Below are 14,307 nucleotides of genomic sequence, written 5' to 3' on the forward strand. Positions count from 1 at the left end.
TCCACGTGAAACAACAAAAAATAAAAAAAGAGCGACGAATCGCTCTTTTTCTTCAACAACACCTTGATATTTTGCCACCTTTCGCATTAAAACGTGCCTCTTGTGCTTCCGAAAAAAACTGTTTTTGACATAAAATTGATTCATCCGGATGATGTTTTTTCATATGAGTAACATACGTTTCATAGCTTGGAACACCAACAAGTAAACTAATAAACTGCTTTCGTGTCCTCCACATATTCCCCAATGTTTTAAGCATAATTTCTCGACTCACCTTCATCTTTCGGAATGTATGGTGCTTCTTTTAATGGTACTGCTTTATTTTGCAATACTTGAATCCATATACGGATAGCAGAAATAAGAACCGCTATTACAACTAACATGAACACACCACAAAGTGCGGCATCGATATAATCATTAAAAATAATTCGTTTCATTTGTGCTACGTTTTTCGCTGGAGCGAGCACTTTCCCCTCGTCTAAAGCATTCTTAAATACTTTTGCATGCGATAAAAAGCCAATCTTCGGGTTTTCATGGAATAGTTTTTGATAGCCAGCTGTCATCGTCACAATGAGTAACCCTACAGTTGGAATAAGTGTCACCCAAACATACGCCTTTTTCCCCATTTTGAACAAAATAGTTGTTCCAAGTAGTAATGCAATACCAGCTAACATTTGGTTGGCAATTCCAAAGAGTGGCCATAACGTATTAATCCCCCCGAGCGGATCAACTACCCCTTGGTATAAGAAATACCCCCAACCTAACACACACAGTGTTGTTGCAATAATATTTGCCGGTGTAGAGTTTGTTTTCGCAAACGGTTTATAAATATGTCCTAAAATATCTTGGATCATAAATCGCCCTACACGTGTACCCGCGTCAATCGTCGTTAAGATGAACAGCGCTTCAAATAAAATTGCGAAGTGGTACCAGAAGGCCATCATTGCTGTTCCACCAAGTACTTGTGAAAAAATGTAGGCCATTCCAATTGCTAATGTTGGTGCTCCTCCTGTACGAGACAATATCGTTTGTTCTCCCACATTTACAGCAAGCTCTTTCAATTCATTCGGTGTAATTGCAAATCCCCAAGAAGAAATAACTTGGGCCGCTTGTGCTACATCTGTGCCAATAAGAGCCGGCGGACTGTTAATTGCAAAATATGTTCCTGGTGTTAATACACATGCTGCAATCATCGCCATCGCCGCAACAAAGGACTCCATTAACATTGCACCGTAACCGATGGGTTGTGCGTGTCCTTCACTTTCAATCATCTTCGGTGTCGTGCCAGAAGAGACTAGGGCATGGAATCCAGATACAGCACCACATGCGATTGTAATAAATAAGAATGGAAATAGGTTCCCGGAAAATACCGGTCCTGTTCCATCGATAAACTTAGACACAGCTGGCATTTGTAAATCTGGTGCTACAATAAGAATACCAACTGCTAATCCAACAATTGTCCCAACTTTTAAAAATGTACTTAAATAATCACGAGGAGCAAGCAACATCCACACTGGAAGTGCAGAAGCGATGAAGCCATATACAATCAGCATAATTGCAATTGTTTCTCCCTTAAAAGTAAACATACTTGCCAGTGCTGGGTTTTCCGCTACATACTGCCCTCCGACAAGAGATAAAAGAAGTAAAATAATGCCGATGACCGACCCTTCTCCAACACGGCCCGGACGAATATAACGCATGTAAACACCCATTAAAATTGCAATTGGAATGGTCGCCGCAATGGTAAACATCCCCCACGGACTACCAACAAGAGCCTTCACGACTACTAACGCTAATACTGCTAATAAAATAATCATAATACCTAGAATACCAATCATTGCAATAAATCCTGTCACAGGACCAATCTCTTCTTTAATCATTTCTCCTAACGATTTTCCATTACGTCTCATCGAAGCAAATAAAATCACGAAATCTTGGACAGCCCCGGCTACTACAACGCCAACAATGATCCAAAGTGTTCCTGGTAAATAGCCCATCTGCGCGGCTAAAATTGGTCCGACTAACGGACCTGCTCCCGCGATGGCCGCAAAGTGATGACCGAATAACACCCATTTATTTGTTGGAACATAATCTTTTCCATCATTTAAGGTCTCTGCGGGTGTTTTCCGATTATTATCAAGCTCAAATACTTTTCTCACAATAAATCTACTATAAAATCGATACGCAATAGCATATACAGAAACAGCGGCTACTAATAACCATACAGCATTAATAGTTTCACCTTGAGATAGGGCGATCACACCAAATCCAACCGCTCCTAATGCTGCAATTAATCCCCAAAGTAAAATCGACTTGAAAGCCTTCACATATAATTCCCCCTATACTATTTCTTAGAAGGAATTGTACTAAATTTTCTGAATATTTAATTTGAATCCTCCTTATCATGAAGGATTCTTATGTTAACATGTTGAAATTCATTCATAACTTGTCACAGTTCGACTTTATTTCGAAGTCTTTTTACATAATTTCGACTAACAGGAATTGGTTGGCTATCAGACTTTTCCAAATAAAGATTATATGTTCCGTTATAATAAGGCTTTAATTCTTGCACATACATAACGTTAATTAAATAACTTTTATGCACACGTAAAAAATCATATGCTGTTAATTTATTTTCCAGTTCTTGGAGTGTATATGTTGAAATATATTGATTATTCGTTGTGTAGATCGAAACTGTTTTATTTTCTTTATTTTTACTTACATATACAATATCTTCCGGAAAAATATATGTAATACCTTCATGACTTTCAATGGGAAGTTTACGCAACCGATTTTTCTCTTCACTTCTTTTTACTTGTTCCATCCTATCCAATAAAAACTGTAAATCTTCTTCCTGAAACGGTCGTAACAAGTAATAGAACGCTTGAAATCGAAAAGCTGTAATTGCCCCTTCTATGTCTGTGCCCATAAAGATAAATTTTGTATATAAACTTAACTGTTGTAATAAGCTGGAGAATTCAAATCCTGTACCATCCGTTAACTGCGTATCTAAAAAAATAAAATCGGGAGTATGCTTTTTTGTTATTTGTAAGGATTCCATTCCTGTTTGTGCTTCAAAACATTCTACATTCCGCATATTTTCTGTAAATGTTTCCATTAACTGATGTCTATTTTCTGATGATCCCGTTATAAGTAATATTTTCATCTGCCCAACCACCTAATTCTTTTGTCCATATGCCTTGTTGTATACATTCGCCTCTTTAAGAAACAATCCTTTTTTATATCCATATTTTCTATCCAATATACCATCCTTTTCCCAAAAGCAAAAAAAAGGGGATGCCTATAAGGCTCCCCCCTTTCGTTATACCAACTCCTGTTGCTTCGTTTCTTGTCCAAGTACCAGTACCGCAAGCGCTCCAATTAAAATAGAGACGCAAAAGATTGTAAAGATCAATGAAAGCGAAGCCTGCGAGGCAACAAGATAACCAACTAACAACGGACCGAGAATACCACCAATACGGCCAAACGCGGCAGCCATACCTGCCCCAGTACCACGAATTGCTGTCGGATATTGCTCAGGTGTATACGCATATAATGCACCCCACGCCCCTAAATTAAAGAAGGACAACAGCATCCCTGCTACCATCAGTGCCATAAATGACTCTGCTACTCCGAATAAATAAGCACTACATGCTGTACCAAGTAAATACGTAACTAGCACAAATTTACGGCCAAGACGCTCGATAAACCATGCAGCCGTAAAATAGCCTGGAAGCTGTGCCAACGTCATAATTAATACATACTGGAAGCTTTTTATTAAACTAAATCCTTTTAACACCATCACACTTGGCAACCAAAGGAACATGCCATAGTAGGAAAAGACAACGCAAAACCATAAAATCCATAACATAATCGTTGCTCTTCTATATTCTCCAGACCAAACCGACTTTATATTTGTAAAAACAGATTGTCTTTTCTCTACTTTTTCAAATTGCGGGGAATCCGGTAGGTTCCATCTTAAATACAGTGCATAAATGGCTGGAACGGCACTTAACACCATCGCTGCTTGCCAACCATACGTTGGAATTACAAAATAGGAAATAAGAGCCGCTATTAACCAGCCCCCAGCCCAAAAACTTTCTAATAGTACAACAATTTTCCCACGTTCATGTGCCTCAACACTTTCAGATACAAGTGTAGAAGCAACCGGTAATTCTCCGCCAAGCCCCATACCAATTAGAAAGCGCAGTATGATAAATACGGTCAATGTTGTTGATAAAGCAGTTAAACCACTACCGATAGAAAATAATAATAATGTCATAATAAAAACGGATTTCCGGCCTATCTTATCTGCTAATATTCCAAATAAAAGTGCTCCAACTGCCATACCAATGGAGTTTATACTTCCGATCCATCCCATCTCCTGGCTACTCAGTCCCCATTCTTTTTGCAATGCGACAATGACAAATGACAGCATACCAACATCCATTGCATCAAATAGCCAACCAAGTCCCGCTATACCAAGAAGCTTACGCTTTGAAATTTCTTTTACGTTCCCCACTAGAAGTCCTCCTCATACAGGTGTCTTTACACATCATTTTACACATGTGTATTGCATAAGTAAAATATTTTTCATTCCTTACATTTATCCCGCTATTCGCGGGCAGTAATACCTCTACCTCAAAGTTCGACAGGAAGCAAAGAAGTTAGGCGGGGGATAAACTGACCGTAAAATCCCGATTAGTCAGGGCTAATAGTCAGTGGGGATTAAGCATAAAAATTCCCTTTCAGCATTCCCATAAAGTGAAACTTCTATCAGTTCTCATCAGAACAAAAAAAAACGCCTCATACATAGGCGTTTCACACATTACTTTCATTCTCTTCTTCTATATAAATCCATTTTCATTTTTCGACATATAGCCGCAGCTATGGATAACAAAAGGTGACCTGCACTCGTTTTCTCTCTTTGTTTTCACTTAGCATGGGGCAGGAAAAGGATCTGACCGCTTCTATGCATGGCCGGATGCTCTCTCCCACCTAAAAAGAAGGCTTTTATGTCGTTTTTTTAATTTGTATTTATATATAGGACAGCTTATTCTAGTTATCATTCGACTTTTTCGAACGCATGACTTCTTTTAAAAACTCAACTAGCACAAGCTGACGACGCCAACGCGTTGGATTGCTACATAAACGGTAAAACCACTCTAAATGAATCGCTTGAATCCATTTCGGTGCACGCTTTACTTCTCCTGCCCAAACGTCAAGACTACCACCTACACCAACTGCTACTTTTGTTTGTAAGCGATGCTTATTATTTTGGATGAAAGTTTCTTGTCGTGGAAATCCAAGCGCAACAAGTAATAGATCAGGCTTTGCTTCTTGAATGCGAGCAATAATGTCCTCTTCTTGTTCTTGCTTAAAATATCCATCTTGCATACCGACAATTGATACGGCTGAATATGTGTTCGTTAAATGCTCAGCAGCCCCCTTCACAACGTGCGGTTTTGCTCCAAGTAAAAAGATAGACACGTGTTTATTCTCTTTTGATAACGTTGCAAATAGATCACTCATTAAATCAAAACCTGCTACACGTTCTTTTAATGGTGTTCCTAACATACCACTTGCCTTTACAACGCCAATTCCGTCCGGCGTAATAATATCCGCTTCTAGAAGTGTTTGATGGAAACTTGGATCCTTTTTCGCACACATTACAATTTCAGGGTTCGCTGTTACGACTTGAAATGTGTGGGCTTGTTCTGTTTCGAGCCGCTGCATGATATATTGAATCGTCTCTTCCATTGTCATCGTAGAGAAAGGGACACCTAAAATATCAATTGTTTGCACTGCCATAATTACAATCCTCTCTATTTCAAATATCTTTTCTATTTCGATAAAAGTTTTTTATACGCTTTATGAGTATCTTCATATAAATTTTGTAATGAGAATTGAGAAGATGCATGTCCATATAGACGCTCACCCATTGTTGCTAATTCACCATTTTCCCATTTTTCATACGCTTCCTCTAATGCACGTGCTAATGCATTTGCATCACCAGTTGGTATAATCCATCCATATGTGTTATCAACAATCAACTGTTCCATATCACCAACGTTTGTTGCAATCGATGTTAAGCGTTGATTTGCAGCTTCTAATAACACAAGCGGGAAACTTTCACTATACGATGTCAATAAACTAATATTTGCCGATGCATATAATTCTTTTACATCTGAACGATAACCTAAAAACAGCACTTTATCCTCTAAACCTTTCTGCCTTACCGCTTCTTTTAGTTCCACTTCACTTGGTCCGTCACCGACCAATAACACTTTCATGTTAGAAATTGTTATTTTTTGCAATGCTTCAAAGAGGATTTCATGCCCTTTCACCGGATGAAGACGCGCTACTTGAATCGTAGTAAATACACCTTCTTGTATGCCAAATTCAGTTAATTTGTTATAAGGTTTTGCTGGCATACTGTCATACTCAATTCCGTTATAAATTGTACAAATTTTATCTTCTGGTACACCGAGTGCTACCGTATTTTTCTTAAAACGTTCCGTGATTGCAAAAAATAAATCAACTTTCTTAAAAGAACGTAAATTTAACTTTGTAAAAATCCAACCTTTTAAACCACGCTTCATAAAGTCGAGGGTTGGATCACTATGAACCGTTGTTACCCATTTTGCACCTATCTTCCTTTTTAAAAGAGAAAGATAAAAATTCGCTCGTGCTCCATGTGTATGTACAATATCAAAACTTCTTTCATTAATAAATGTACGTATTTTTGAAAGAATAGATATATCATAACGCGATGATTGCGAAAAAACATGCACCTTGATTCCAAGCTCTCTTGCTTCTTTAGCAATAGAACCTTCTTCAAATACAGCTAGTTCAACTTCGTCTTTCGGAAACTGCGACAAAAGTGAAATAATATGCGTTTTTCCGCCGCCCTCTTCAGCTCCAGCATTCATATGCAACACTTTCATCTCTTTTTCCCTCCATCTTCATGTTCTCTTATACTTTACTATAACAAAAAATAAAAGCTAACGTGACGCTAGCTTTTATCCCACTATTCGTGAGGACAAATGATCAGTGGAGATGAAAAATCCCTCCACTGATCAAAGTTTCACTTTATTTCTCTATCATTCAATTTCTAAATCAACGATTAAATATGCCAAAATTACAGCAAAATAAATACTTACCCCAGGCGCTGTTAATACGTGACCTGCCATATAAGAAATTCCTAGCGCCAACCCTAACGCCGCTGCTAGCAATGCGTATTTTACTGTAAATACCTTTTTAAATCTTGTTACTAACACGAACAGAATTTTAACACCAAAATATAAAAACGGGATTAAAAGTAGACTGAAACCGATAATTCCAAATGCATAGAACCAATCATGGAAATCTCTTTCAATCAGTTTAGGACCCTCTGTAGGGTTATCTTCTGTAAGCTTATCGGTTTTAAAATTCCCAGCATACCCCATACCCAATAACTTTTGAGACATTGGTGCTTTTTCATAGTATTCTTTATGCACTTGTTGGAACAGTTCACGTCCGCTGAAAAGGATTGCTTGCGTCTCCTCTTTTTTCTCTTTTTCTACTTCCTTTTCTGTAGTAGAATTTTTACTGTGCTTCTTTTCTTCCGCCTTTTTTTCTGCTTGCTGTTTCTCAAGAACTTGGAAATGCAATCCCATATTTTTTATAAATGGAGAAGACGGTGTATACACAAGTGCTCCAGCAAAAACAGCCGCTGCAAGAATGCCGTTCAGCAAGTATGGTTTCTTTTGCTGACTTTTACGCTGTAAAAACGCTTGCGTAAAGCACATAAAAATTGCGATAACAAATGTAGCAAAAATAGCTCCAATCCCTACTTTTGTACCAATTGCAAAAAGTGAAAAGATGGTTAAAATAGATGGAATCCAAAAATAACTTTTAGCCACGCTAGTCGTTTTTTCAATTGAATATAAAACGACTAGCGGGCATATGATCGCTAAAATGGACCCCAATTCATTTCCCGCATAAAACCAACCGCGTGAACCAAGTTTCAACCAACCATAACTATTAGAATCTGTTCCAGTTGCAATCGAAACAACCATCACGATATTTATGATTAATGTTGAATACACAATATAATTTCGCATTTTTGGATACGTAGTTTCTTTTGCTTTTAATGACTTAAATACAAAGATGTAACAAGTAAGCATAATGAATGGGTATAAAGATTTTGCTATAAACTTAACTTCTTCCCCTATTATAATAGGTTCTTTTACAAGTTTATTATTTACAAAACCTATAGCCAAAACAATCCCGACTACAATTAAATAGATAATATATTTACGGTTTTCTTTTTCTCTTGCTTGAAGCAAAATATAGATCCCACCAAGAGCCATTACAAATAAACGCGTTATAATTCCAATTGTTGTATCGATTTTTAAAACTAAAATACAAAATGATGTAAGTAAATCTAAAATTGGCTGTAGCATAATAAAAACCAGCAGAAAATGCTCAAATTTATTACCTAAACTATTATTCCTTAACATCTCGAACCTCCGTAACTATCATTACCTTCTCTTATCTCAATTTATCCCGCTATTTGCGGGCAGTAATACTCCCGCCTCAAAGTTCAGAAGAAAGCAAAGAAGTTAGGCGGGGGATAAACTGCCTGTAAAAGCCCGATTGGTGAGGGCTAATAATCAGTAGGGGATGAAAAAAAAACCACTGATTGAAGTTTTACCTTATACGAATTATTATACTTATCTCAAATATTGATTATAACATAACTTCTTAATTAACTATTTGATATTTACGCCTTTTATAAGACATATCAATCGTATTTTCAAACGCTTTCTTTTCGTATTTTTTCGTTTTTTTTACATGTAACGGAAAGTAATTGTTATTTTCATAACTTTAGTGTATATTTTTCTCCGGAGCATCTTTAGGAGGAAGGGATTAGAGCCATGTTGTTAATCGAAATATTTACGTTTCTCGGCATTGTCGCCGCTGCCATTTCTGGTACATTAGTTGGTTTAAAGAAAGATTTGGATTTATTTGGTGTCCTTTGTTTAGCTGTAGCTACTGCACTGGGTGGCGGAATTATTCGTGATATTATGATTGGTAACTTACCTCCCGTAGCGTTTGTACAACCAATTTACTTTTTTGTCAGTGTATTAGCAGCCCTGTTTACTTGTATGTTTTTTGAACGTATTAATAAACTTCAAGTTGTGATTATGCTTTCAGATGCGGTTGGTTTAGGCGTTTTTACCGCTATTGGTGCAAATGCAGCTATGACACATCATGTCAATGCCTCGTTTTTAGTTGTTTCGATGGGTGTTATTACAGGTATTGGTGGAGGGATTATGCGTGACATTTGTGCACAAGATATCCCATATGTATTTCGCAAAGAAATTTATGCAATTGCTTCTATTTCAGGCGCAATTAGCTTCCTAATTACGTATGAAATGGGTGCGCACGTATTAGCCTTTTATATTTGTTTACTAGTAACCTTCACTATACGTGTTGTTACCGTTATATATAATGTGCATTTTCCAGTCTTCTTTAAAACTCATGCAAAAGCACATAAAAGCCATTAAGAGAATTCCATTTGAATTCTCTTAATTTATTATTGTGTGATTTGTAGCAATAATATATATAAATACAAATTAAAAAACTGACATAAAACCCTTCTTTCTAGGTGGGAGAGAGCATCCGACCATGCATAGAAGCGGCCAGATCCTTTTTCTGCCCAGACATAGTGAAAACAAAGAGAGAAAACGAGTGCAGGTCACCTTTTGTTATCCATAGCTGCGGCTTATATGTCGAAAAATTAAAATGGATTTATATATATGAAAAGAAGTAATCTCAGTGAATGAGCTACATAGCCAAAGAAAGAACACAAAATAAAACTCACCACTCCTTAGGAATGGTGAGTTTTATTTTACTTTTTAAAGAACAGCTTTTGACAATAGAAAGATATCGTATATACACCAAAACTTTGTAAAATAAAAAGGCTTGGTATAGTTAAATTACCATATACAATATCCTTATTAAAAAATTCCATTCCAATGTATCCTGCTAGAAGTAATAATAACAACATGTAGTTTCCGCTCTTTTGCTTCTGAATAAGAAAATGTAAAAGTGCGATTGCCATAAATAAGGTTACGGCTATATATATAAGTTTTTCGCCTTTTAATATTGTCTTTTGTGACGCCTGTCCTATATCCAATTGAACAGAAGCCAATCGTTCTGTTTCTAACTCTTTTAACTTTTGATTTAAACGATCTTTCATACTTTGCGTCTGAACGGTTTCTTGTTCACTACGTTGCTCTCCGATTAAAACGGACTGAACATATGCCTCATTAGAAAATGCATACTGTGGCATGTCCATTGCTTGAAGGCCATAACTTACACCAAAATGTACAGCGTAAAACAAGATAACAGTTCCCGTCATTTTTAACAATATTTTTTGTTTTTCTGCACTTTGTAATAGCTCTACTAACAGAACATATACAATCAATAAAATAAGTACAAATACTCCCACTGGGTGAATCATATTGCTAAAAGCAAACAATATTGCTGCACATACCCACATATAAGAATGACTTAGCCCTTTATGTAGCAATATATAACATGCAAAATAAAATAAAAATACAGCCAATGGCTCCCCGGTTAAATGCGAGCAAAAAAGGATATTCGGCAAATACAGTGCATAAAATATCGCCGCAATTCGGCCACATTCTTCTTGGAACAAAATCGTTGCAATTCGATAAATGAAAAACGCTGTTCCTGCACAATATAAAATATTAAATAGCTGTAAAACAAATGTTGCATCTCCAAATATACGAATCAATAATGATTCGTATACAATGAAAGGCAATTCGCCGACAAACTCTATACCGCTATTTCCTAATGCAAGTTGTTTTGCCGATTCATACATACCCTTCACATCACCTATAAGTGGGGTTTCAATAAAAAGAACCGTTCCCATCCTCACGAGCACCGTTATGCTTATAAGAAAAATAAGAAATTGTTTATCTGTAAACCGATACTGCAAAATGGATGCAACTAGTAACAGAAGAATAACGAAAATGGATAATATAATCGCTAAACTCGCGGAGCTTCCTCCGAAAAATTGCTTGCTTCCTTCAAAGGCGTTCCAACAAGAATAAGCAAAAAAAGCAAGCATAATTCCAATAATTGTTTTACTAAAAAAAGATGAAAAACCTGTTTGTATGTGATTCATATGTATGCTGCACCTCTATTTCCATTCATAACAAAACGATTCTATCACGAATATGGACATGGCAGGTAGGGAATTTACATGACAAAATCATAGTAAGCACTTTTCACTTGCAATGTAAGCGAAACCTCTTTTACACTACAATCTATACAAAACAAATTAAAAAACCGACATAAAATCCTTCTTTTTAGGTGGGAGAGAGCATCCGGCCATGCATAGAAGCGGTCAGATCCTTTTCCTGCCCCATGCCAAGTGAAAACAAAGAGAGAAAACAAGTGCAGGTCACCTTTTGTTATCCATAGCCACGGCTATATGTCGAAAAATCAAAATGGATTTATATGCATAGACGTACAAAAACATTCTATTTTACTAAAAGAAACCTTTTCTGCCTTTCATTCATTTAACTTACGAATGAGCTTCAAGAAGGACTAGCAGCCCTTTTATCCCCTTCTAACGGGCAATAAAACTCCCACTAACAGAAGACTAAGAGATATGCCACCATGATGTAAACAAGATAAAGAGGAGTAGATTATATGGAAAAGAAATTTATGAGGGAATCAAAAGCAATAAAAACAACACGAGTTTTTCCCAATGACTTAAACAACCATCAAACATTATTTGGAGGAAAATTATTAGCGGAAATTGATAGTATTGCCTCTATTGCAGCCGCACGTCATAGCCGTAAGCATTGCGTAACTGCATCCATTGATTCTGTTGATTTTTTAACTCCAATTCACCAAACTGATTCCGTTTGCTACGAAGCGTCCGTTTGCTATACTGGTAGATCTTCTATGGAAGTATTTGTGAAGGTTATTGCAGAAAATCTACTAGCAGGAGAACGACGAATTGCTGCAACTTGCTTCATCACGTTTGTTGCGATAAAAGATAATAAACCATCCTCCGTCCCACAAGTGATTCCAGAAACAGAAGAAGAGCATTGGTTATATAACACGGGTGCTGAACGAGCGGAAAAACGTAAAATAAACCGCCTAAAAAGTAAGGAAATGGCGGAAGTATTAACATTGAATAAACCTTGGAGCGTATAAAGTGAAACTTTGATCAGTGGGGGATTACGGCCCGCGAATAGCGGGATAAACGTTTTATAATGCTATTGAGTCGCCTTAGCATATATATTTAATTTTACAATATATCCCTTTATTTATTGACTGTTATGGATATTTTGTAATGTCGATTATACGTCTCATTGCTTCCTACGGGATTATACGCACTATACAAATATAGATAGGAAACATACAAATGCTTCAGTCCCATGTAGACTGGGGCATTTGTTTTATCCCGCTATTTGCGGGCAGTAAGACCCCCACCTCAAGATTCAGAGAGAAACAAAGAAGATAGGTGGGGGATAACTGCCCGTAAAAGCCCGATTGGTGAGGGCTGATTATCAGTGGAGGATGAAGAAAACCCCTACTGATAAAAGTTCCACTTTATCGCATTCATGTATCTCCTTAAACAAGCAATAGTTGATTTACAAAGTTTATCTGCAGTAAACTTATATCCATAGTGATCGACTATGAAAATCACTTTATCACCTACGGAGGAATATCCAAATATTTTTAATCGAATATACAAAAAAATTTTATTTTAGTAATTAATATGATCATCACGAAAGGTGAAATTATGCAAAAATCACTTGTCTCAAATATTTTCTATAAAATATTACTCAACACCTTTAATATCATTCTGCCAATTTTAGTAGGTCCTTACGCATATCGAACGCTTGGGGCCAATTCAATGGGAACAGTTAACTTTGCTGAAACAGTTTTTAATTACTTTTTCATTTTTGCTGTATTTGGTGTATATCAATATGGCTTACGTGAAATCAGCTTAGTAAAAAATGACAAGAAAAAAGTCTCACAATTGTTTACAAGTTTATATGTTATTAACTTCACAACCAGTATTCTGGCTTTAATAGCATTTATACTCTGTAGTTATATTGGATATGGCGATAAGGACTTATTTCCTGTACTGCTCATTTTTGGATTCAATTTTATTTCAAATATGTTTTATGTAGAATGGTTCAATGAAGCACATGAAAATTATGATTTTATTACGAAGAAAACCGTTGCTGTCCGTCTTATTTATGTTGTGCTTCTTTTCACTTTTATTCATGGAGCGGATGACTATAAGCAATTTGCTGGTTTATTAGTTCTATCGACATTTTTAAATCATTTTATCAGTTTTATATATGTGAAACGCCGGGTTCCGTTTGATTTTTCAAATTTGACGATTATCCCACATTTAAAACCTTTATTTTTAGTTGTTATCTTTTCAAATGCCAATCTCTTATACACGCAATTAGATCGTCTATTCTTAGGAGAATATGCTGGAAAGGCTGCAGTTGCTTTCTATGTCATGGCTTTTCAAATTATGACCATTATTAATACACTTATGTTAAGCGTTATTCAGGTTACGATTCCAAGACTCTCTTATTTATCAGGAAACGCTACGGAAAAGGAATATGAAACGTTACTAAATAAAATCTCTCAAGTATATTTCATTACCCTCTTCCCCGCTGCTATTGGTCTCATGATTATTGCTCATGAAGCTGTTATTATTTACGGCGGAAACGAGTTTGCTAATGCTGGTAGCACACTCATGGTTTTTGCATTGTATATGATTTCAGTAGGAATCGAATCTATTTTGGCGAATCAAATTATTTATGTAAAAAAGAAAGAAAATATTTTAATACGCTTTTTATTCATTTGTGGTTTCATAAACCTTGTATTAAATATTGCACTTATATTCTTTCATGTACTTACACCAACCACAGCAATTATCACAACAACAATTGCCAACTGTTTGTTAATTACATTTGAGTATATATACGTAAAAAAGAAATTAACAGTCAATTATACATTGTTCGATATGCAGAAGCTAAAGTATCTCTTTTATTCACTTACATTTTTACCATTAGCACTGGCTGTTCGCGTCGTAATCCCTGGGCAGATCCTACAAGTTATCGTTACAATTTTAACATGTGGATTCGCCTATGCCCTTATTCTATGGATAACGAAAGATGCAATTCTCCTCATGCTTTTAGAAAAAATGAAAGCAAAATTTAAGAGATCTTGATATAAGTGAAGGAGCTG

11 protein-coding genes are annotated in these 14,307 nt (G+C 36.3%); 3 read left to right on the forward strand and 8 right to left on the reverse strand.

The genetic code is table 11. From position 1 onward, the window contains the following. Positions 1-52: 52 nt before the first annotated feature. The 7 genes from QRE67_RS25560 to QRE67_RS25590 form a co-directional block, all read right to left on the reverse strand. Positions 53-256, reverse strand: coding sequence for a YbdD/YjiX family protein (locus tag QRE67_RS25560; protein WP_286122947.1), 204 nt, complete (start codon positions 254-256; stop codon positions 53-55). Further along, positions 249-2,324, reverse strand: coding sequence for a carbon starvation CstA family protein (locus QRE67_RS25565; protein WP_286122948.1), 2,076 nt, complete (start codon positions 2,322-2,324; stop codon positions 249-251). The genes QRE67_RS25560 and QRE67_RS25565 overlap by 8 nt, the downstream gene beginning before the upstream one ends. A 122-nt stretch (positions 2,325-2,446) precedes the next feature. Further along, positions 2,447-3,163, reverse strand: a complete 717-nt coding sequence (locus QRE67_RS25570) for a LytR/AlgR family response regulator transcription factor (protein WP_286122949.1) — start codon at positions 3,161-3,163, stop codon at positions 2,447-2,449. Positions 3,164-3,319: 156 nt separating this feature from the next. After that, on the reverse strand, positions 3,320-4,519 hold the full coding sequence (locus QRE67_RS25575; RefSeq protein ID WP_286122950.1) for an MFS transporter: 1,200 nt from the start codon (positions 4,517-4,519) through the stop codon (positions 3,320-3,322). Positions 4,520-5,055: 536 nt separating this feature from the next. Further along, positions 5,056-5,808: a WecB/TagA/CpsF family glycosyltransferase gene (locus QRE67_RS25580; RefSeq protein ID WP_286122951.1), complete on the reverse strand. Its 753-nt coding sequence runs from the start codon at positions 5,806-5,808 to the stop codon at positions 5,056-5,058. A gap of 32 nt (positions 5,809-5,840) precedes the next feature. Beyond that, positions 5,841-6,944 (reverse strand): glycosyltransferase, encoded by a 1,104-nt coding sequence (locus QRE67_RS25585; protein ID WP_286122952.1) that lies wholly within the window; start codon positions 6,942-6,944, stop codon positions 5,841-5,843. A gap of 156 nt (positions 6,945-7,100) precedes the next feature. Beyond that, positions 7,101-8,501 (reverse strand): O-antigen ligase family protein, encoded by a 1,401-nt coding sequence (locus QRE67_RS25590; RefSeq protein WP_286122953.1) that lies wholly within the window; start codon positions 8,499-8,501, stop codon positions 7,101-7,103. 417 nt (positions 8,502-8,918) lie between these two features. On the opposite strand from QRE67_RS25590, the gene QRE67_RS25595 reads away from it, so the two are divergent. After that, positions 8,919-9,551: a trimeric intracellular cation channel family protein gene (locus QRE67_RS25595; protein WP_286122954.1), complete on the forward strand. Its 633-nt coding sequence runs from the start codon at positions 8,919-8,921 to the stop codon at positions 9,549-9,551. Positions 9,552-9,895: 344 nt separating this feature from the next. On the opposite strand, the gene QRE67_RS25600 is transcribed toward QRE67_RS25595, so the two are convergent. Then, a complete protein-coding gene (locus QRE67_RS25600) occupies positions 9,896-11,200 on the reverse strand; it encodes a glycosyltransferase family 39 protein (protein ID WP_286122955.1) in 1,305 nt (434 codons plus the stop codon). A 530-nt stretch (positions 11,201-11,730) separates the two neighbouring features. Here QRE67_RS25600 and QRE67_RS25605 point away from each other — a divergent pair. Together QRE67_RS25605 and QRE67_RS25610 are read left to right on the forward strand one after the other, a co-directional pair. Next, the gene (locus tag QRE67_RS25605) at positions 11,731-12,243 is read left to right on the forward strand and encodes an acyl-CoA thioesterase (RefSeq protein WP_286122956.1); all 513 of its coding nucleotides are present in this window, start codon (positions 11,731-11,733) and stop codon (positions 12,241-12,243) included. A 592-nt stretch (positions 12,244-12,835) separates the two neighbouring features. Next, positions 12,836-14,290 (forward strand): oligosaccharide flippase family protein, encoded by a 1,455-nt coding sequence (locus QRE67_RS25610; protein WP_286122957.1) that lies wholly within the window; start codon positions 12,836-12,838, stop codon positions 14,288-14,290. Positions 14,291-14,307: the final 17 nt, after the last annotated feature.

The organism is Bacillus sp. DX3.1 (genome assembly GCF_030292155.1).
Classification (GTDB): Bacteria; Bacillota; Bacilli; order Bacillales; family Bacillaceae_G; genus Bacillus_A.

Coding starts and splice junctions, on each gene's coding strand:
- QRE67_RS25560 (WP_286122947.1), bottom strand. CDS start 256: ATGCTTAAAACATTGGGGAATATGTGGAGGACACGAAAGCAGTTTATT.
- QRE67_RS25570 (WP_286122949.1), bottom strand. CDS start 3,163: ATGAAAATATTACTTATAACGGGATCATCAGAAAATAGACATCAGTTA.
- QRE67_RS25580 (WP_286122951.1), bottom strand. CDS start 5,808: ATGGCAGTGCAAACAATTGATATTTTAGGTGTCCCTTTCTCTACGATG.
- QRE67_RS25585 (WP_286122952.1), bottom strand. CDS start 6,944: ATGAAAGTGTTGCATATGAATGCTGGAGCTGAAGAGGGCGGCGGAAAA.
- QRE67_RS25590 (WP_286122953.1), bottom strand. CDS start 8,501: ATGTTAAGGAATAATAGTTTAGGTAATAAATTTGAGCATTTTCTGCTG.
- QRE67_RS25595 (WP_286122954.1), top strand. CDS start 8,919: ATGTTGTTAATCGAAATATTTACGTTTCTCGGCATTGTCGCCGCTGCC.
- QRE67_RS25600 (WP_286122955.1), bottom strand. CDS start 11,200: ATGAATCACATACAAACAGGTTTTTCATCTTTTTTTAGTAAAACAATT.
- QRE67_RS25605 (WP_286122956.1), top strand. CDS start 11,731: ATGGAAAAGAAATTTATGAGGGAATCAAAAGCAATAAAAACAACACGA.
- QRE67_RS25610 (WP_286122957.1), top strand. CDS start 12,836: ATGCAAAAATCACTTGTCTCAAATATTTTCTATAAAATATTACTCAAC.